Genomic DNA, 18,791 nt, shown 5'->3' with positions numbered 1-18,791 from the left:
CGGCCCTGGGTGGGTATGCCGCCCACCCAGGGCCTTAACGGAACCTGGTCACCCAGGATCCGATCAGTGGCAGAGCAGAAGGCTCAGGTTGCTCGGGGTCTGCGACGCGCAGCCGAGCACGGTCAGCGTGGAGCCGCCGCCGTGGTGGCCGCCGCCGTAACCCGGGGTCTCGAGACCCTGAAGGTCGAGAAGTGCCATGTTCTACACCTCCTTCGAATCAACTAGTAGGGATGGGGACTCGGACCACTGGGGAGGTCCGAGGAACGGGAGGGACGTGGGCACCGAGTGCAGTGCCGATCCCAGGGCCAGCAGAACGCCGGCCGATCCGGTCGCCAGATCCATCGACAAGCGAAGGAGCTGCTGACCAGGGAACGCGAGGCCACCTGCGTACGGCATCGCGTGCCAGCCGAGTCCGTACACCAGGTCGTCGACCGTCGTCTGCTGCGCACCGAGTGAGGCTGCGGTGAGAAGCAGACCGGCGCGACCCATGAACAGGCCTGGCTGGACGTAGAAGGAGCAGTGCGCCACTCGCTCGAGCTGCGCGAGCACCGCGGTCAACTCGTCGCTCGGGCGGTGCTTGAGGTAGCGGGCGAGGGCGAGCGCGATCCCGGCCGACCCCTCCTCCAGGTACGGCAAGGTTCGCCAGCCCTGGTTGACCTGCAGCATCGCACCGTCCGGCGAGACCGAGCACCGCCGGAGGTCCTGCCGGATCGCGATCTCGGCCAGGTCGAGCAGACCGGTGTCACCCAGCAGCTCGAACGCTTCGATGAACAGCAGCGCCGGCCCGGACGACCCGTACATCAGGCCGGCGTGCGGATACTGCCCGCCGCTGAGCTCCGGTACGTCGTCGACGTCGCCGAGGCGGTCGGCCACCAGATCGAGGACCCGGACGGCCTTGGCGCGCAGGGCCGGCTCGGTGTCGAAGTGCAGGAGGTTCAGGCCGATACCCGCCAGGCCCGAGTGCAGCCCGAGCTCGCGGGTGCTCCAGTCGTCGGCCAGCGTGCGCTCGACCAGATCCAGTGCGAGCTGGCGGTCACCGAGCTCGTCGAAGACGTGCGCCACTCCGTGCAAGCCGTCGTACAGACCGGGGCCGGCCGCGGTGGTGAGACTCCGCTCGCGCAGCCACTCCTCGTACTGCTCGAAGCGGCCGGCACCGGACTTGGCCAGTGCGTAGAGGACGCCGGCGGCACCGCTCGCAAGGTCGATCCCACCGCCGGCGCCCTGGAACTGGGCGATGTCGCCGGGGAAGAGCCGGTCGGTGCGCTCGGGCGTCGCCGAGGCCACGATCGCCTTGGTCAGCGCGGCGCGGACGTCGCTCCACTCGGCCTGGCCGGGCAGTGCGAGCTCGGCCATCTCCGGGTCGCTCGTGACCTCGGGGCCGACCACGGTCCGGACCGCCGCATCGATCGTTGCCTTCGGCACCGGGAAGGTCTCGGTGATCATCTCGGCGAGCTGGAACGCCTTGCCACGATGAAGATTCAGCAGGATCGTGGTCTGCGGCGCGTAGACGCCGAGCCCGATACAGGCCAGTGCGTAACCGTCCACCTCGACGCCCTGGCGGTCCACCGGTGCGGCGTACCCGGGGTGGGCCAGTGTGGAGCGCGCCTTGTCCGCGGCGAGAGTGGCCACCTCGAAGTCGATCAGCACCATCCGGCCGTCCGCGCCGAGCAGCACGTTGTCCGGATGCAGGTCGCAGAACACGACACCGCGCTCATGCAGCTGGGCGACCGCTCGGCCGACCTGCTCGACAGCGTGCGTCGCCCACTCGGCGAAGGCTGCCTTGTCGGCCTCGGTCGCGTCGGGCTTGCTCAGCGGATAACGGCTGACGAGCTCACGTTGCAGCGAGACCGAGTCGATGTGCTCCTGCACCATGAAGTGGTGCTCGCCGAGCTCGAGCTGCTCATAGGTCTTCGGAACGACGTCCAGGCCGTCGAGCCGCTGGAGAATGTCGTACTCGTGGGCGATCCGGGTGACGGCGTCGCGGCCGGCGAGGTCGAGCCCCGCGAACGGACGGCCCTCCTTCAGCACGACCCGGTCGCCGGACTCCTTGTGGTGGCCGAGATACACGCCGCCGCCGTTGGAGAACTGGATGACGCTCTCGATCGAGTACGCGAGATCGTTGGTGGAGACCGCGTTGCGGGCCTCCAGGTGCGGCTTCAGGAAGTCCGGCAGCGGCACCCACGGCGGGATGCTGAAGGTCGGGCCGCGATGGTCCGGCACCAGCTGGCCGTGCTCGTTCTCGAGGGCGAGCACGCGCTCGCCGCTCGGCGACAGACAGAAGCGGCTGACGAAGGCGCCGTACCGGACGAAGAGTGCGCCCTGGCCGTAGCGCAGGTCGCTCAGGATGTACGGGCCCTGGACGCCGTCGAGGACGTCGTCGAGCTCCTTGAGGATCAGCTCCAGCTGGGCCTCGTCGGTCGGGTAGATCGTCACCAGCTTGCCGCTCGAACCGCGCGGGGCGGCCTTCGAGTTCGCCATCACCAGCACGGCTTCGTTGCGGAGGAACTTGAACGCGATGCCGCGGGGAACGCAGTACGCCCACACGGCCTCGAGCGTCCGGGTCACATCGGCGAGCCGAGCCGAGACGTGGATCTTCCAGCCCTGCGACGGCAGCTGCAGACCTTCGGGGGCGTAGTGCATCCAGGTGTCGCCGGCGACATGCTGCCAGCCCTCGGGCACCGCCCGGGTGGCCGGCTCGAAGTCCGGATGCTGCACACCGCGATTGGTGGGTGTGTCGTAGAACGTCCGGTCTGCCAAGCAGTAGAACTCGTAACTCTCGTGCGTTCCATCACGCATCCACGTTCACCCCCCTCTCTCGGTGCCCCGCCATCTTGGGCGGCGTGAGAGGGGCTGGCGTAGTGCACGATGTCATCACTCTCGTGTGAAGAATGCACACACTACGAGTGGGTAAGTAATCACTCTTTGTTACCTCACTGCGCGTTCTGAGCGTGAAACGCGCTGTTACAAGATGTCAATTCGTGGCAGTGGCATCACAAGGCGTAACTTCCCCGCGGATGCCTCGTCTCGCCTTGTTCATACGTTCGTGTGACGGCTCAGACGGGGTAGGTGGTGACCTCGGTGGCTTTGAGGGTGGCGTGAAGGGGCTGGCCGGGAGCGGGTGAGAGGTCGGCCAATGCGGCCGGGGTGATGTCGGCCAGGAGAGTTGCCGGGCCAGTGGGGGTGGCGTCCAGGGTGATGCGGACGGTGTGGGCGTGTTGTTCGAGGGCTACGACGGTGGCGGGCCAGGTGTTGCGGGGACTGCCGGTGGGCGGGCTGGGGTAGAGGCTCACGGCGGTGGGTGGGAAGGCTACGTGGACTGGGCCTTGGGCTGGTTCGGCGAGGGTGATGGTGCCGCCGGTCGGGAGCGTGACTGTGGTGCTGTCGGCGGTGCCTCGGTAGAGGTTGAGGCCTACTAACTGGGCTACGTAGTCGGTGCGGGGGTGGCGGGCTATGTCGGCAGGGGTGCCGGACTGGACTACACGACCGTTCTCGATGATCACTAGCCGGTCGGCGAGGACCATGGCGTCCAGCGGGTCGTGGGTGACCAGGAGAGTGCGGCCTGGGAAGCGGTCGAGGTGCTGGCCCAGTTCTGCGCGGACGTGGAGGGTGGTGCCGGCGTCGAGGGCGGCCAGCGGCTCGTCCATGAGCAGTACGTCGGGACTGGTCGCCAGAGCGCGGACGAGGGCTACTCGCTGGGCTTGACCGCCGGACAGCGCGCGGGGGCGCGTACGGGCGTAAGAGGAGAGGCCGACGGCCTCGAGCCAGCGGGCAGCCTCGGTGCGGGCTTGGTGCTTGTCGACTCCGCGGGCGCGGAGGCCGAAGGCTACGTTCTCCAGGCAGGAGAGGTGGTTGAAGAGCAGGTAGTCCTGGAAGACCACGCCGATCGGGCGCCGGTCCGGTGCGCGGAAAGTGCGGGGTGGCTCGTCCCAAGTCTCGTCGTCTAGGGCGATGCGTCCGGCGTCCAGTGGAAGCAGCCCGGCGATTGCGCGTAGCGCTGTGCTCTTGCCGGCGCCGTTCGGTCCCAGCAGCGCAACCACTTCACCCGGAGCGATGGCGAGGTCCAGATCGAGCTCGAAGGAGCCACGGGTCACCCGGAGGTCGGCGTACAGGGTCATCGCAGACCACTGATCCAGCGCTCGCGCAGCGATGCCAGTACGACGACCGACACGAGCAACAACACCAAGCTCAGTACGACGGCCACATCCGGATCAGTCTCGAGTGCCAGGTACACGGCCAGCGGCATGGTCGTCGTACGGCCTGGGAAGTTGCCGGCGAAGGTGATGGTGGCTCCGAATTCCCCCAACGCGCGGGCCCAGCACAGCACGGTGCCGGCCACGACACCGGGCGCGATGGAAGGCAGTGTGACTCGGCGGAACGTCAGCCAGCGACCGGCGCCGAGAGTGGCGGCCGCCTCCTCGTAGCGAGGGTCCGCGGCCCGCAGTGCGCCCTCGACCGAGATCACCAGAAATGGCATCGCGACGAAAGCTTCGGCGACGATCACTCCGGCTGTTGTGAAGGGCAACGAGAAGCCGAACCAGGTGTCGAGGTGCTCGCCGACCAGTCCGCGTCGTCCGAGCACCAGAAGCAGCGCAACACCGCCGACCACCGGAGGCAACACCAGGGGGACGGTGACCAACGCCCTGATGAGTCCACGGCCCGGGAGCTCACCTCTGGCCAGCAGCCAAGCCAGCGGGATCCCCAGCAACAGACACAGCACGGTGGCGGAGGTTGCGCAGACCAGAGAGAGCCGCAGTGCCGTCCAGACTTCCGCACTGAACAGGCGGCTCGGCAGCGTTGACCATGGCGCTTTTGCCAACAGTCCGATCAGCGGGATCAGCAGGAACGCCAGACCGAGCAACGCAGGCAGCAGCAGGACGAGCGGCAGCCGGCCCGTCGTTCTCCTGCTGCGCCGGCTCACGGTACGTCGAACCCTGCGGCGGACAGAACCGCCTTGCCCTGGTCAGACAGGACGTAGTCGACGAAGGCCTTGGCGCCGTCCGCGTTCGGCGCCTTGGTCAGCGTGGCGATCGGATAGTCGTTGATCGCCTTACCAGCCTCGGGAAACTCGATACCGTCGACCTTGTCCTTCGCCGCGAGCACATCCGTCTTGTAGACCAGGGCTGCGTCGACCTCGCCGAGGCTGACCTTGGTGAGCGCTGCCTTCACGTCCTGCTCCAGGCTGTCCGGCTGCGGCGTGAGACCGGCCGCTGTGAACACCTTGGCCGCGGCCGCGCCACACGGCACCTGCGCGGCGCAGAGCGCGATCTTCTTGTCCTGGTCGGTGAAGTCCTTCAGGCCGGTGACCTTGCCCGGATTGCCCTTCGGTACGGCGATCTCCAGCGTGTTCGTCGCGAAGACGGTGGGAGTGCCTTTGTCCGTCACCTGATCCATGTTCTTCGGTGCTGCGGAGGCGAACACATCAGCCGGTGCGCCCTGGTTGATCTGCTGCGCCAGAGCCGAGCTGCCGGCGAAGTTGAAGACAACCTTGACGCCTTGATGCCCTGCCTCGAAGTCCTTGCCCAGCTGGGTGAACGTCCCGGTCAGCGACGCCGCCGCGTACACGGTGACCGTCTTGGAGCCGGCCGGCTGGTCGGCTCGGCAGGCGGCCACGGTTAGGGCGGCGACTGCGGCCAGCGCGGCGAACGCCGTACGGCGGAGCATCAGGCCTCCGGAATCTCGACGACGACGTGCGTGGACTTGATCGAGGCGACAGCCACGACGCCCGGTTCCAGGCCGAGTTCGTCGGCGGCCTCGCGGCTCATCAGCGACACCACCCGGAACGGGCCCGCCTGCATCTCGACCTGAGCCATCACACCGTCCTTGACGACCCGGGTGACGATCCCGCGCATCCGGTTGCGCGCCGAGGCCGCTCTGGTGTTGCCGGGTTCGGGGCTCTCGGCCAACTCTTGGGCGAACGCCGCCAGCGTCTTCCCGTCGACGGCCATCCGGCCGCCGTCCTGAACCGACGGCAACCGGCCCTGATCGATCCAGCGCCGGACGGTGTCGTCACTCACACCGAGCAGGGCTGCTGCCTCACTGATCCGCAAATTCGGCACGCCAGCCAGCATACTGCCGCAATTGCGTCTGAGGAGCCCGTGTCTCGAGTTGTCCACAAGCCGTAATTCGTCACAGAAATCGGGACCCGATCCGCATATGTTGTTGGTATGGAGACATCGGGGATGCGGGACTACCTGGACGGGCCGCACAAGGCGGCCCGCGACGTCGTGCGCGCCGGCCTGGCGGCGAACGCCGACCTGTTCGAGTTCGCCGTGCGGCAGCCGCGCGACGAGTATCGCGAGACCGTGCTGGAGATGCTGCAGGCGATCACGGCGGAGGGACATCCGGCCCGCGGCTTCCCCAAGGAGTTCGGCGGCGAGGGCGACCTCGGCGGCTACATCGCCGGGTTCGAGACGCTGGCCTTCGGCGACCTGTCGCTGATGGTGAAGGCCGGGGTGCAGTTCGGCCTGTTCGCCGGTGCGATCCTGCACCTCGGCACCGAGCGGCACCACGAGGCCTATCTCGCCGACGCGATCGGCGGCCGCTTGCTCGGCTGCTTCGCGATGACCGAGACGGGCCACGGCTCCAACGTCCAGGCGCTCGGCACCACGGCGACGTACGACGCCGTGACCGGTGAGTTCGTCGTGCACACCCCGTCGGAGGCAGCCCGCAAGGACTACATCGGCAACGCGGCCCGGCACGGGCGGATGGCGGCCGTGTTCGCCCAGCTCGTGGTCGGTGGCGAGACCCATGGCGTGCACTGTCTGCTGGTTCCGATCCGCGACGAGGACGGTACGCCGCTGCCCGGCGTGACGTTGTCCGACTGCGGCCCCAAGCTCGGGCTGAACGGTGTCGACAACGGACGGATCGTCTTCGACAACGTCCGGGTCCCGCGCGCGGCCCTGCTCGACCGGTATGCGCAGGTCGATGCTGACGGCAACTATCACAGTGAGATCGAGAATCCGGATCGCCGGTTCTTCACGATGCTCGGCACGCTCGTGCAGGGCCGGGTGTCGGTCGGCGGCGCCGCGATCACGGCGAGCAAGGTCGCCCTGGAGATCGCGATCCGGTACGCCGCGCAGCGACGGCAGTTCGGTGCGCCGGGGAGCAACGAGGAGACGCTGCTGCTGGACTACCGGATGCATCAGCGCCGGCTGTTGCCACTGCTGGCCCGGACGTACGCGCTGCACTTCGCTCAGGCCGAGCTGGTCGAGGAGTTCGTCCGCGTGTTCGGCGACGGCAGCAGCGAGCACGACCGTCGAGCGCTGGAGGCGCAGGCCGCGGGGACGAAGGCGCTCGGCACCTGGCATGCGACCGAGACGATCCAGATCTGCCGGGAGGCGTGCGGTGGCGCCGGCTACCTGGCGGAGAACCGGCTGGCGACGCTGAAGGCGGACACCGATGTGTTCACCACCTTCGAGGGGGACAACACTGTCCTGCTGCAGTTGGTCGCGAAAGGGCTGCTGACCGACTACCGGGAGTCGTTCGGGAAGCTGGATCCGCTCGGGACCGCCCGGTTCATCGCGGCACAGGCCGTCGAGATCGCGGTCGAGAAGGCGGCGCTGCGACCGTTGATCGACCGGCTGCGCGACGTCGTACCGAACCGGAACGATACGAGTGATCCGGACGCCGGGCTACGTGACGACGCGTATCACTCCGGGCTGCTGCGGTTCCGCGAGCAGCACATGCTGGCCGGAGTCGCGCGCCGGCTGAAGGCCGGGATCGACGCCGGAGACGAGGCGTTCGACGTCTTCAACCGTTGCCAGGACCATGTGATCGCGGCCGGCCGGGCGCATGTGGACCGGGTGGTGCTGGAGGCGTTCCAGAAGGCGGTCGCGCGGGCGCCCGAGGATCTCCGGGGCGTGCTGAAGGACGTGTACGACCTGCACGCGCTCTCGACCATCGAGGCCGAGCGCGCCTGGTACCTCGAGCACGGGCGGTTGTCGCCCGGTCGCTCGAAGGCGATCACTGCCCTGGTCAACGAGCTGTGCGGCGTCGTCCGGCCGGTCGCGATCGACCTGGTGGAGGCCTTCGGCGTACCGGGCGCGGCGGTGGAGGTGCCGATGGTTGTACCGTCACAGCATGAGTGAGTCGATCGAACCCGCGTCGGCTGCCGAGGCCGCCCGCGAACTCGCCCGGGTGCTGCTGGAGCAGGCCGATGCCCTCGACCTGCACGATCTGCGGGCCACCACAGCGATCGAGAACGTTCGCGTCCAGTCCAGGGTGCTGGCCGACGCGGTCAACGAGCGCGGCTGGGGTGACATCTTCCTCGGGATCGACTCCTACGACCCCGACGAGCTGGACGACATGCCGCTCGGCCCGGACGACTTCGACGACCCCGAGGACTACCGGGAGATCGTCGCGGGCGACGACCTGGACGAGCTCGAGGAGGTGCTGCTGCCGGAGGACGGAGTCCGGCTCAGCTACCAGGCGCGCTACGACTTCGTGGTGACGGACCCCGAGGCGTTCGTCCGCTACGTCCGCAGCCGCGCCGACGAAGCGCAGAACGAAGAGGTCGTCGACGACATCGAGGATGCGCAGTCGGCCTTCGAGCTGCTCTGCTACCTCGACGGCCTCGGCTCCAAGGACTACGACCAGTCCGGACTCCAGCCGGCCGGCGGCGAGGAATCGCACAAGATCGTCGAGTTCTCCCTCTGGGACCTCGACCCGACCCGTCGCGACGACACCTACCCGTACTGACCCCTGGCGGGTCCCGTCTTGTTGTTGCGGAAGGCAACAGATAGACGCAGAGTAGTTGGAAAAACACTCAGCGTTGTCTTGTTCAAAGGCAATGCAAATGTTTGAACCGAGCAGTAGCCGGTTCGAGCGACGCCGTGACAACGTTCTGTTGTCAGCGACGGACGGGTCGCGGACACAGGCTCCAGGCGGAACACGTCGTACTCCCGTCCGCGACCGGAAATGTACCTCCCCTGCCGGTCTCGGAATGAGATGACGGACCCGCCCACCTTCGGGCCGACTGCCCTCTCGGGGCAACAGCAGGACGCCGGTCGCGCCATCAGCGGTGCCGGTCGCCAGTGAGGTGGCGACCGACACCCGGCGCGGCCGGCGTTTCTTATTGCCTAGGCGAGTTCCAGCAGCGTGTTCGAGCGCGGGGCGACCTCGCCGTACGTCGTGGTGCGCTGGCGGGCGGGGCGGCCGGCGGCGGTGGCCATCGCGGTGAGCTCTTCGATGGACTTGCGGGAGCCGTGCTTGGAACCGGCCATTCGGCTGATGGTCTCTTCCATCAGAGTGCCGCCGATGTCGTTGACGCCGCCGTTCAGAACCGCGACGCAGCCGTCGACGCCGAGCTTGACCCAGGAGCACTGGATGTTGTCGATGCGGCCGTGCAGCATGATCCGCGACATCGCGTGGACGGCGCGGTTCTCGTCGTACGTCGGGCCCGGGCGGGCGACGCCGGCCAGGTAGATCGGCGAGTTCTGGTGGATGAACGGGAGCAGCACGAACTCGGTGAAGCCGCCGGTCTCGTCCTGGACCTGAGCGATCGTGCGCAGGTGCTGGACCCAGTGCCGCGGTTCGTCGACGTGGCCGTACATCATCGTGGAGCTCGACGGCAGGCCGACCTTGTGCGCGGTGCTGATCACCTCGATCCAGCTTGCCGTCGGCAACTTGCCCTTGGTGAGGATCCAGCGGACGTCGTCGTCGAGGATCTCGGCCGCGGTGCCGGGGATGCTGTCCAGGCCGGCCTCCTTGACGGAGATCAGGAACTCCTCGATCGACAGGCCGGTGCGCACCGAGCCGTTGACGATCTCCATCGGGGAGTAGGCGTGGACGTGCATCTGCGGGACGCGGTCCTTGATCGCCCGCACCAGGTCCGCGTACGCCGTACCGGGGAGGTCGGGGTGGATACCGCCCTGCATGCAGACCTCGCTGGCGCCGATCACCCAGGCCTCTTCGGCCCGCTGGGCGACCTCGTCCATCGAGAGTGAGTAGGCGTCGGCGTCGGTACGGCGCTGGGCGAACGCGCAGAACCGGCAGCCGGTGTAGCAGACGTTGGTGAAATTGATGTTCCGGTTCACCACGTAGGTGACGTCGTCCCCGACGACCTCCTTGCGCAGATCGTCCGCGATCTTCGCGAGGTGGTCGAGCGCCGGTCCGGTCACCGTCATCAGAGTGAGAGCTTGGGCGTCGGTCAGCCCGGCGGGGTTGTCCGCAGCGGCGGCGAGAGCAGCCTTCACGTCGGCGTCGATGCGCTCCGGAGCACTTTCGGCGGAGCGTCGGGCGGCTACGTCTTCGCGGATGACGTCCCAGTCGCCGTACGCGGCGTCGAAGTCGGAGCGCGTCTCGGTACGACGCCCCTCCGTGTCGATGGCAGTGTGCAGGTCGGTGCGGCCGACGGAGTCCCAGCCGCCGTCGGGTTCCTGCCAGGGCAGGCCGACCGGCTTGGCGGCTTCGTTCGCGAGGCCGGTCTCGGGGTCGACCAACGCTTCGACGTGCGAGATCAGGCGCGGGTCGAGCCACGGCTCACGCAGGTACTCCGGGTGCGCGGTCAGGCGCTCACGCAGGACGAAACCGGCATCGGCGGTGACCTTGGCCAGGTCGTCGATCTGGGGCCAGGGCCGCTCGGGGTTCACGTGGTCGGGGGTGAGCGGGGAGACGCCGCCGAAGTCGTCGACGCCGGCGTCGAGCAGCGCGCGGCACTCGGCGAGGTCGACCAGGTTCGGCGGGGCCTGGACGCGGACCCGCGGGCCGAGCACGATCCGGGTGGCGGCGATCGCGGCCAGCCACTCGTCCAGCGGTACGTCGGCGTCGTTGCGCATCGCGGTGTCCGGCTTCACCCGGAAGCCCTGGATGATGACTTCCTGGATCCCGTTGTACTGCCGCGCGATCTTGCGCAGCGCGAAGATCGAGTCGGCCCGCTCGGCCAGGTTCTCGCCGATCCCGATCAGCAGACCGGTCGTGAACGGCACGTTCGACCGCCCCGCGTCCTCGAGCACCCGCAGCCGAATCGCGGGATCCTTGTCAGGCGAACCGTAGTGCGGCTGCCCCTTCTCCTCGAACAACCGCCGCGACGTCGTCTCCAGCATCATGCCCATGCTCGGCGCGACCGGCTTCAGCCGCTGCAGGTCCTGCCACGACATGACGCCCGGGTTCAGGTGCGGGAGCAGCCCGGTCTCCTCGAGCACGCGGATCGACATCGCCCGGACGTAGTCCAGCGTGCTGTCGTACCCAGCCTCCTCCAGCCAGACGCGCGCCGCGTCCCACCGCTTCTCCGGCGCATCGCCCAGCGTGAACAACGCTTCCTTGCACCCGAGTGCCGCACCCTGGCGCGCGATCTCCAGCACCTCGTCCGGCGACAGGTACGGCGCGTGCACCCGGCCCGGCGTGGTCGCGAACGTGCAGTAGTGGCAGCGGTCCTGACACAACCGCGTCAGCGGGATGAAGACCTTCTTCGAATACGTGATGATCCCCGGCCGGCCCGCATCGGCCAGGCCCTGGTCGCGGACCCGGGCGGCGGTCGCCATCAAGGCGGTCAGCGCCGGCCCCGTGGCGGTGAGCAGCACCTCCACCTCGGTCGGGTCGAGGGTCTTGCCGTCATCGGCCCGCTTCAGCGCCCGGCGCATCGCCGTACTCAGCTCATTGGTTGTCACGTCATCGAAGCCTAGAGGCCGGAGCGCGGCCGATCCCGTGATTCTCAGAGCCAAAAACAATCCGTACAGGTGTCCTGGTAGTTTGCCGTTCATGCAGGTCAGGCGGGGTGTCGACGGTCGTCGCAAGCGCGGTGAGCTGCGGCGGAGCGAGCTTCTGCGCGCGACCGTCGAGGTAATCCGCTGCGACGGAGTCGCAGGTGTCAGCCATCGAGCAGTCGCTGCCAAGGCCGATGTCTCGGTCGCGTCGATCACCTATCACTTCGCGACGCTCGACGATCTGCTCGTCGCCACGCTGACCTGGGCGGCAGACGATCTGGCCGCCGAACTGCACGGCTGGGGCAGCGAGCTCGGCTCCCGCCCGACCGATGAACTCGCTCGGCTGATCGAGCACAACCTCGTCCGGCGCCGCGGTCGCACCCTCGCCCTCTACGAGCTCTACCTGTACGCCGCTCGCCGCCCCGAACTGCGGTCCGCGGCAGCAGCCTGGCTGGAGCCGATGACCGATATCGCCCGCACGTTCACGGCCGATCCGCGGAAGGCCCAACTCCTCGTTGCCGCGCTCGACGGCCTCCTGCTGCAGTGCCTGATCGGTGCCCGCGAGGTCGACCGCGCCGACATCGCCGCGCTGCTCGACGTACTGCGGTAGCGCGTGAGCTACCCCAAGCGGGGTCTGCGGGCCAGGGCGATCCACGGTGGATCCCTGTTGGGTTGAGGCATGCTCAGGTTGTCGGTCGGTGCGGTGCGGGACAGATGGCAGTTGTTCGCCGGAGCGGTCGTCGCTGTGGCTCTCGGCGTCGGACTGGTTCAGTCTGGCGTTCAGATGCTCGCCGCCACTGGGCATCCGGTGTTGCCGGCCGGACTGTCGGCGTACCAGCGTGCGCAGATCCGTGAGGGCTATGTGGGCGCTGGAACGCTCCTGGGCATGACGGTGATGCTTGCGGTGTTTCTGACCGTCTTCATCGTCAGTACGACGTTCGGCTTCACTGTGGTGCAGCGCCGCCGCGAGCTGGGGCTGCTGCGACTGGTCGGGGCGCAGCGCGGCTACCTGTGTCTGATGCTGCTTTGCGAAGCCGCACTGCTCGGTTTGCTCGGCTCTGCGATCGGTGTGCCGCTCGGACTGGTGGCAACGGAGGTCCAGTCGGCGCTGATGATCAAGCTGGGCATGTTGCCGGAGTGGTTCGCCGCACCGTGGAGTCAAGGGGCGATGTGGGTCGCGGCGGTCGTTGGCGTCGGTACGGCGTTGACCGGCGTACTGGCGGCCGCGTGGCGGGCGTCTCGGGTGAACGCGCTGGAGGCCTTGGCCGAGAGTCGTGAATCGCAGCGCGTGATGACGGGGTGGCGCTGGTTCTGGGGGCTGTCGGCGGCAGCCGCGACGGTAGCCATGGTGATCACCGCTCAGGCCGCGCGGGATCTGGTGGCCGGTCTGCTGATCGGGCTGATGGTGCTGGTCAGTGGATCGGTTGCGCTCAGCCAGCTCAGTCCGATCGTTGTGCCGTGGGCCGGCCGGTTGCCAGCGGCGGTTCTGCGCGGTCATCTGATCGCGGACCTCGCCCGCGCCGGCGTCCTCCATGCCGTACGGCGGAGTGCCGCGACCGCGGCGCCGTTGATCGTGCTCGTCGGGCTGGTCGTCGGGCTGTGGGGAACGTTCGGCTCGCAGGCGAAGGCGGTCGGAGTCGAGCAGGAGCGACTGATCACGGCCGATCTGGTGGTCGATCGGGCGGTCGCGGTCGGTCCCGGGATCGCGGTCGTCTCGCCGCAGACCGCCGTACCGGTGGTGGTGTCGCGGGGGAAGAAGAACACTGTGTATTCGGAGGCGGTCGGGATTGATCCGGCCGCGTATCAGCAGACGCATGCGTTGCGGCCGCGGAAAGGGTCGCTGGACAAGCTGACCGGCAACACGATCGCGATCGGGCCGGGGATGGCGGCCGAGGGGTTCAAATTCGGATCGACGCTGACTGTTGCCATGGGCAAGAAGAAGGTCAGCGTGAAGGTCGTCGCCGTGATGCCGGAGACGCTGGACGTCAGTGAGAACTTCTTCGTCCCGCGGTCGTTGCTGCCGGCCGGTGGTCGCACCGAAACGCTGGTGAAGGTTGCTCCAGGCATCGATGCTGCGATCGTGGCGAAGGGGTTGCCGGGTGAAGTCCAGACGGTCGGCGAGTGGGCGAAGGCGCGGGGTGACGCCCAGCAGCGCAACAACACCGGACTGTTCGCTGCGCTGATGGGGCTGGCCGGCATCTTCACTGCGATCGCTGTCGTGAATGCGGTGGTGATGTCGACCGCGGACCGGCGCCGCGAGTTCGCCTTGGCCCGGATGGCCGGGCTCACTCGGCGCCAGGTCGTCGCCGTCGCTCTGACGGAGTCCGTCACGGTCGTGCTGACCGGCGTACTCCTTGGTGCTGTGGTCGCCGGTGCTGCCCTCGCCGGAATCGCCGCCGGTCCCTACGGCATGGCCGCCGTCGCGATCCCCTGGCGGCTCCTCGCTTTCATCCTCGCCTCCGCCCTCCTGGTGGTCGGCGCTGCCGCCGCACTCACCGCCCACCAGGCAACCAAGCACCGCCCCATCGCCCTACTGGCCGCCCGCTGACGCCATTTGCCTGGCTGGCCAGCGAGATTGGGGGTTTGGCACCCGTAACCAGAGTGCGGAACCCCCTAACTGGGTGGCTAGGCAGCGAAATGCCGGGTGGGGGTGCGCATGCTGCGGACGATCAGGTGGTGGAAGGGGTCCGGTCAGTGGAACGGGAGCGTTGATCCCGCGGTGAGGGTGTCGGCTGTGACGGCGATCGGCGGGGCGCCCGGGAGGCTGAGTGAGGTGAGGAAGAGGCTGCCTTCGCGGACGTGCAGGCCGTCGGTGTCGAGCGTGCCGAAGGCGTTGCCGGTCGACCAGAAGTGCGTGCCGGAGGTGGCGAACCGCATCACGCCGGTGCGTCCGTCGTAGTCGAAGCCGGTGAGCGCCACCACCGCGCCCCAGCTCGCCATTGCCCGCGCGTAGTGGTGACCACACTCGGCTTCGTCGTACGGGTTGCGGCGCTCGCCGTCGTACCGGGCGCGGATGTCGCTGATCACCCGGAGGCCCTCGTCGACCAGGCCCTCTTGGATGAGGCCGACCGCGAGGATGTGCTCGAAGCCGGTCATCACCTCGCTGAAATACGGGAACGGGCGCTCGGGGCGGTTGCCGCGCGGATAGCTGCACATCAGTACGGCGGTTTCGTCGCCGAGCACGTAGCTGCGCATGTGGTTGAAGTGCCCGTGGAAGCCCTCAAGCCGGTTGTGCCGCAGGATGCTCGCCAAGGTCGTCCGCACGTGCTCGGTGTCGAGGAGCGAGTCGAAGCCGGCGATCCGGGCGAGGTACTGGCCGGCCAATTGGTCGACGAGGCAACCATCGCCGAGCTGCAGCTCAGGATGGGTCGGGTCGGCGGCGCCCATCGATTCACGCAGGCCGGGTGCGACATCGTCCGCGGAGGCCGGCGGGCGGATCTCGTGCCGGTAGTACTCGCCGTTGAACAGGTGCTCGTCCATCCAGGCGCTGCCTTGGTCGAAGAGCCGGCGGCACTCGTCGCCGAGCTTCTCGTCGCCTTGATAGCGGGCCATCTCCTCGGACGCGCGCAGCGCCGCGAGGTACCAGGACTGCATCTGCGGGTTCGGACCGTAGTACTCGACGTCCATGGTGTTGTGCTGGCAGCCTTCCATGACGCCGTCGCGGTCGGCGTCCCAACCGCCCTCGATCCAGCAGAACTCCAGGGCGCGTCGAGCCGCCGGCCAGAGGTTGACGAGCAGTTCGTCGTCGCCGCTGAGGCGCCAGTCGCGGTACAGCTTCACCAGGCAGCCGAGCTGGCCGTCGGCCGCGGCGACCCGCCAGTCCTGGGCCTCCTGGAGCGGCAGGCCGACGCGGAAGCTCATCAGGCCCTGCTCGTCGGTGGCGTGCGCGAACTCGACCTCGCGGAGTGAGCGGGCGATCTCGCCGAACAAGTACGGCGTCGCCTGTTCGTAGTTCCAGACGTGGGTGCAGCTACCGAAGCAGCTGCCGACGCGATCCGAACAGCCTTCCCAGCCGAAGAACCGGCCGTCCGGTGTGCGGAAGACGGTCTGGGTGCGCAGGGTGCTGAGGTTGAAGAGCGCGGCCTCCTTCACTTGGTCGGGCAGGTCGCTGGCGAGGAAGTCCGAAACGAAGGCGACGGTACGGCGCTCCAGCGTCTCGAGCTGCGGTGCGAAGCGGCTGATCGCGGCCCAGGCATCGTCGACCAGAGTCGTGTAGTGGTTGCCGACGTGGTCGGGCTTCTCCCAGGCGCGCCGATTCGGGAAGTGCCAGCCGAGCAGGAAGGTGAAGCGCTCAGTCGCTCCGGCCGCGACCGTACGGCGGTCGGCGACGGAGGCGATGGGAGTCTCGGACTCGCTGATGCGCTCGTCGAGGCGGCCGTCCGCGCTGAAGTCGTCCCAGAAGTCGAGCAGGCTGTCGCCCCAGGTGCGATCGGCCCAGCCGGTACGGCGGGTTACGTCCTGCCCGTCAAGTACGGCGAGTGCGATCGAACCGAACTGCTCGGCATCGAGGGAGACGCCACGGCTGCGGAGCAACACCCCGTCGGCACGCATCTCCTGCGACTCGCCGCCCATGCTTCCGGTGGCCGTGGTGTTGTAGTTGCCTTCAGCAACATCGGTGGTGCCGTCGCGACCGATGAAGTTCTCCAGCGAGCCGGCCAAAGACACCGTGACAGGCTGATCGGTCGGGTTGGTGACCGCGAAGCGGAGCACGGCGACCGGCCAGGAGCTCGCCTCGACATCCGTCGGGACGAAGGGCGTGAACGCTTCGACGGCGAGTTCCACCGGGACGTCGTCGTCGCGCAACGACAGTCGCGCGAACGGGTACGCCGTACCGAAGGTGGCCTCGCGGAAGCGAGGTAGGCCGTGGTTCTGGGCGGCACTGCCGTGGGCGCCTTCGTAGTCGCTGAGGTCCAGGGGGCCTTCGGCGGCGCGTGTACTGACCACCCCGTCCGCGGACTCGGTGCGGATCGCGAAGAACGCCGTACCGGGGTGGAAGCCTTTGGCCGGGCGGTTCACGATCTCCCAGTCGCGCAGGTTGCCGCGGCCGCCGAAGCTGACCGTTCCGGTCCCGATCCCGCCGAGCGGGAGGGCGATCCGGCGCAACTGCCGCCCGGTGTACGTACGAAGCAGGGGCCACGCTGTCGTCGTCATACCCACCGACCCTAACCGCGCGAACCGTCTACGGAAATCGAAGTCCGCGCGCCCGAGTGGACCACTTTGTGCACCCACCAACCACAAATCCGCCGTGGAAGTGGTTGGTGGGTGCACAACGACGCACTTCGCGCCCAAAGGTGGGTGGGCGTGGGGTGGGGGTGGTGAGCGTGCTTTGTGCACCCATCAACCATGGATCCGCCGTGGAAGTGATTGGTGGGTGCACAAGGTGAGGTTTGGTGCCCAAGGGTGGGTGGGCGTGTCTTTGGGTGTGGGTGGGGTTATGCGTCGGCGGCGGTGAGGGCTTCGGCTTCGGCCTTGGAGTGGTTGGCGGGGGCGCGGAGGTGGGCGAGGGGCTTCCAGCCGGTGGCTAGGACGCCGACTGCGAGGACTACGGCGAAGGCGCCGACGTAGAAGGGCAGCTGGATGTTGACCTCTTCGCCGAGTTTGCCGGCCAGCCATGGCGCCACGGCGCCGCCGGAGAAGCGGACGAACGAGTACGCCGCGGACGCCGTACCGCGCTCGACCGGGGCTGCGCCCATCACGGCTTCGGTGATCAGGGTGTTGTTGATGCCGAGGAACAGGCCGGCCACGATCACGCCGACCGCGAGCACTGCCTTGTGATGGGCGAAGATGCCCATCACCGCGAGGTCGGCGCCGAAGAGCAGCAGTGACGTCATCACGACCGGCAGCGTGCCGAACCAGGACTGCAACCGCGGCGCCACGAAGACCGACGTGACCGCGAGCCCGATACCCCAGCCGAAGAAGATCAGCCCGATCTGCCGGGCGGACATCGCCAGCGGGAAGGGCGTGAAGGCTAGCAGCGTGAAGAAGCCGAAGTTGTAGAGCAGTGCGGTGACGGCGACCGTGGCGAGCGAGCGGTGCCGCAAAGCCTTCAGTGGCTCGAGAATCGACGTACGGCGGGCTTCGGGCGGCGTAGCCGGGAGCAGGAACGCGGTCGCGGCCAAGGCGATCGTCATCAGGACCGCGACACCGAAGAACGGACCTCGCCACGAGATCGTGCCGAGCTCACCGCCGACCAGCGGACCGGCCGCGATGCCGACTCCCAGGGCGGCCTCGTACAGGATGATCGCTTCGGCGACCGAGCCGGCCGCGGAGTTCACGATCGTGGCCAGTGCGGTCGCGATGAAGAGCGCGTTGCCGAGACCCCAGCCGGCGCGGAAGGCGACGATCATGCCGATCGAGTTCGACAGGCCGGCCAGCGCGCTGAACACGACGATGATCGCGAGACCGATCAGCAGCGTGCGCTTCGCGCCGATCCGGCTGGAGACCGCGCCGGTGATCAGCATCGCCAGGCCGATCACCGCCATGTAGCTGGTGAAGAGCAACGAGACCTGGGACGGGCTCGCGTGCAGCTGCTCGGCGATCGGCTTCAGGATCGGGTCCACCAGGCCGATGCCCATGAACGCGATCACACAGGCGAACGCGACCGCCCAGACCGATTTGGGTTGCTTCAAGAACGAGCTCACTGGGGAGCATCCTCCACAACGTCGAGGGTGAGAATTGTGTGCATCACGGCGGCCGCGCGCTCGAGGGTCTCGACGTCGGCTGCCGGAAGGTGACGAAGTCTGGCCGCCACCGCGGCGCCCGCCTCCCGGCGAGCGCGCTGCAGTTCGGTCAGGCCTGTCTTCGTGAGGCTGATCAGGCTGGCGCGCGAATCGGCGGGATCCGGCTCACGCCGTACCCACCCTTGTTCTTCCTGCCGCTGCACCAGCGTGGACATCGTCGGCTGCGAACACCGATCCGCTTTGGCCAGGTCGCTGATCCGGGTCGGTCCCAGCTCGTCCAGCCGCCCGAGCAGCCGCATCGCCGCATGCGGCAAGGCGCTCACATCCCGGCTCGCCATCCGCGTCAACCGCGCCGACGCGACCACGATCTCGACACCCAGCTCGTTCAGGTCCACATCTCGAATATACATAGGAATGCTATGCATCTCCACCGCGGCCGTCGGTGGAGCCGGTCACAGCCAGGGGGCCG

General features: G+C 68.2%; 14 protein-coding genes. 4 read left to right on the top strand and 10 right to left on the bottom strand.

The features are described from left to right. Positions 1-63 precede the first annotated feature (63 nt). The 6 genes from ABZS29_RS07230 to ABZS29_RS07205 form a co-directional block, all read right to left on the bottom strand. On the bottom strand, positions 64-198 hold the full coding sequence (locus tag ABZS29_RS07230) for a SapB/AmfS family lanthipeptide (RefSeq protein ID WP_355459358.1): 135 nt from the start codon (positions 196-198) through the stop codon (positions 64-66). A gap of 3 nt (positions 199-201) precedes the next feature. Then, positions 202-2,796: a class III lanthionine synthetase LanKC gene (lanKC, locus tag ABZS29_RS07225; RefSeq protein ID WP_355459356.1), complete on the bottom strand. Its 2,595-nt coding sequence runs from the start codon at positions 2,794-2,796 to the stop codon at positions 202-204. A 257-nt stretch (positions 2,797-3,053) separates the two neighbouring features. After that, a complete protein-coding gene (locus ABZS29_RS07220; protein ID WP_355459354.1) occupies positions 3,054-4,115 on the bottom strand; it encodes an ABC transporter ATP-binding protein in 1,062 nt (353 codons plus the stop codon). After that, positions 4,112-4,918 carry a molybdate ABC transporter permease subunit gene (gene modB / locus ABZS29_RS07215; RefSeq protein WP_355459353.1) on the bottom strand — a complete coding sequence of 269 codons (807 nt, stop codon included), beginning with the start codon at positions 4,916-4,918 and terminating at the stop codon, positions 4,112-4,114. Before modB ends, ABZS29_RS07220 begins: the two co-directional genes overlap by 4 nt. Next, positions 4,915-5,661: a molybdate ABC transporter substrate-binding protein gene (gene modA, locus ABZS29_RS07210; protein ID WP_355459351.1), complete on the bottom strand. Its 747-nt coding sequence runs from the start codon at positions 5,659-5,661 to the stop codon at positions 4,915-4,917. The genes modB and modA overlap by 4 nt, the downstream gene beginning before the upstream one ends. Beyond that, positions 5,661-6,056 carry a helix-turn-helix transcriptional regulator gene (locus ABZS29_RS07205; protein ID WP_355459349.1) on the bottom strand — a complete coding sequence of 132 codons (396 nt, stop codon included), beginning with the start codon at positions 6,054-6,056 and terminating at the stop codon, positions 5,661-5,663. Before ABZS29_RS07205 ends, modA begins: the two co-directional genes overlap by 1 nt. Positions 6,057-6,164: 108 nt before the next feature. Between ABZS29_RS07205 and ABZS29_RS07200 the strand changes: the two genes are divergently transcribed. Both ABZS29_RS07200 and ABZS29_RS07195 read left to right on the top strand, forming a co-directional pair. Beyond that, positions 6,165-8,087, top strand: a complete 1,923-nt coding sequence (locus ABZS29_RS07200; RefSeq protein WP_355459348.1) for an acyl-CoA dehydrogenase — start codon at positions 6,165-6,167, stop codon at positions 8,085-8,087. Continuing rightward, positions 8,080-8,697 carry a hypothetical protein gene (locus tag ABZS29_RS07195; RefSeq protein ID WP_355459346.1) on the top strand — a complete coding sequence of 206 codons (618 nt, stop codon included), beginning with the start codon at positions 8,080-8,082 and terminating at the stop codon, positions 8,695-8,697. The genes ABZS29_RS07200 and ABZS29_RS07195 overlap by 8 nt, the downstream gene beginning before the upstream one ends. 380 nt (positions 8,698-9,077) lie before the next feature. Here the strand turns inward: ABZS29_RS07195 and ABZS29_RS07190 are convergent, their stop codons facing one another. Further along, positions 9,078-11,606, bottom strand: coding sequence for a bifunctional FO biosynthesis protein CofGH (locus tag ABZS29_RS07190; RefSeq protein ID WP_355459344.1), 2,529 nt, complete (start codon positions 11,604-11,606; stop codon positions 9,078-9,080). Positions 11,607-11,697: 91 nt separating this feature from the next. On the opposite strand from ABZS29_RS07190, the gene ABZS29_RS07185 reads away from it, so the two are divergent. After that, complete coding sequence (locus ABZS29_RS07185; protein WP_355459342.1) at positions 11,698-12,252, top strand: TetR family transcriptional regulator; 555 nt, start codon at positions 11,698-11,700, stop codon at positions 12,250-12,252. Positions 12,253-12,321: 69 nt separating this feature from the next. Then, on the top strand, positions 12,322-14,190 hold the full coding sequence (locus ABZS29_RS07180; protein ID WP_355459340.1) for an ABC transporter permease: 1,869 nt from the start codon (positions 12,322-12,324) through the stop codon (positions 14,188-14,190). A gap of 143 nt (positions 14,191-14,333) precedes the next feature. Here ABZS29_RS07180 and ABZS29_RS07175 read toward each other — a convergent pair whose 3' ends face one another. The 3 genes from ABZS29_RS07175 to ABZS29_RS07165 form a co-directional block, all read right to left on the bottom strand. Next, positions 14,334-16,793 (bottom strand): GH116 family glycosyl-hydrolase, encoded by a 2,460-nt coding sequence (locus tag ABZS29_RS07175; RefSeq protein ID WP_355459339.1) that lies wholly within the window; start codon positions 16,791-16,793, stop codon positions 14,334-14,336. A 281-nt stretch (positions 16,794-17,074) separates the two neighbouring features. Further along, entirely contained in the window at positions 17,075-18,283 is a 1,209-nt protein-coding gene (locus ABZS29_RS07170; RefSeq protein ID WP_355459337.1) for an MFS transporter, read from the bottom strand. Further along, a complete protein-coding gene (locus ABZS29_RS07165; RefSeq protein WP_355459335.1) occupies positions 18,280-18,717 on the bottom strand; it encodes a MarR family transcriptional regulator in 438 nt (145 codons plus the stop codon). Before ABZS29_RS07165 ends, ABZS29_RS07170 begins: the two co-directional genes overlap by 4 nt. Between the last annotated feature and the right edge of the window lie 74 nt (positions 18,718-18,791).

Source organism: Kribbella sp. NPDC005582, assembly GCF_040605415.1.
Classification (GTDB): domain Bacteria; phylum Actinomycetota; class Actinomycetes; order Propionibacteriales; family Kribbellaceae; genus Kribbella.
The sequence above is the reverse complement of the archived record's forward strand: the minus strand, read 5'-3'. Positions and strand labels throughout refer to the sequence as shown.

Excerpts from the sequence above, each read along its gene's own strand:
- ABZS29_RS07200 (WP_355459348.1), top strand. The coding sequence starts at position 6,165 with ATGGAGACATCGGGGATGCGGGACTACCTGGACGGGCCGCACAAGGCG.
- ABZS29_RS07230 (WP_355459358.1), bottom strand. The coding sequence starts at position 198 with ATGGCACTTCTCGACCTTCAGGGTCTCGAGACCCCGGGTTACGGCGGC.
- lanKC (WP_355459356.1), bottom strand. The coding sequence starts at position 2,796 with ATGCGTGATGGAACGCACGAGAGTTACGAGTTCTACTGCTTGGCAGAC.
- ABZS29_RS07185 (WP_355459342.1), top strand. The coding sequence starts at position 11,698 with ATGCAGGTCAGGCGGGGTGTCGACGGTCGTCGCAAGCGCGGTGAGCTG.
- ABZS29_RS07220 (WP_355459354.1), bottom strand. The coding sequence starts at position 4,115 with ATGACCCTGTACGCCGACCTCCGGGTGACCCGTGGCTCCTTCGAGCTC.
- ABZS29_RS07175 (WP_355459339.1), bottom strand. The coding sequence starts at position 16,793 with ATGACGACGACAGCGTGGCCCCTGCTTCGTACGTACACCGGGCGGCAG.
- ABZS29_RS07180 (WP_355459340.1), top strand. The coding sequence starts at position 12,322 with ATGCTCAGGTTGTCGGTCGGTGCGGTGCGGGACAGATGGCAGTTGTTC.
- ABZS29_RS07195 (WP_355459346.1), top strand. The coding sequence starts at position 8,080 with ATGAGTGAGTCGATCGAACCCGCGTCGGCTGCCGAGGCCGCCCGCGAA.
- modA (WP_355459351.1), bottom strand. The coding sequence starts at position 5,661 with ATGCTCCGCCGTACGGCGTTCGCCGCGCTGGCCGCAGTCGCCGCCCTA.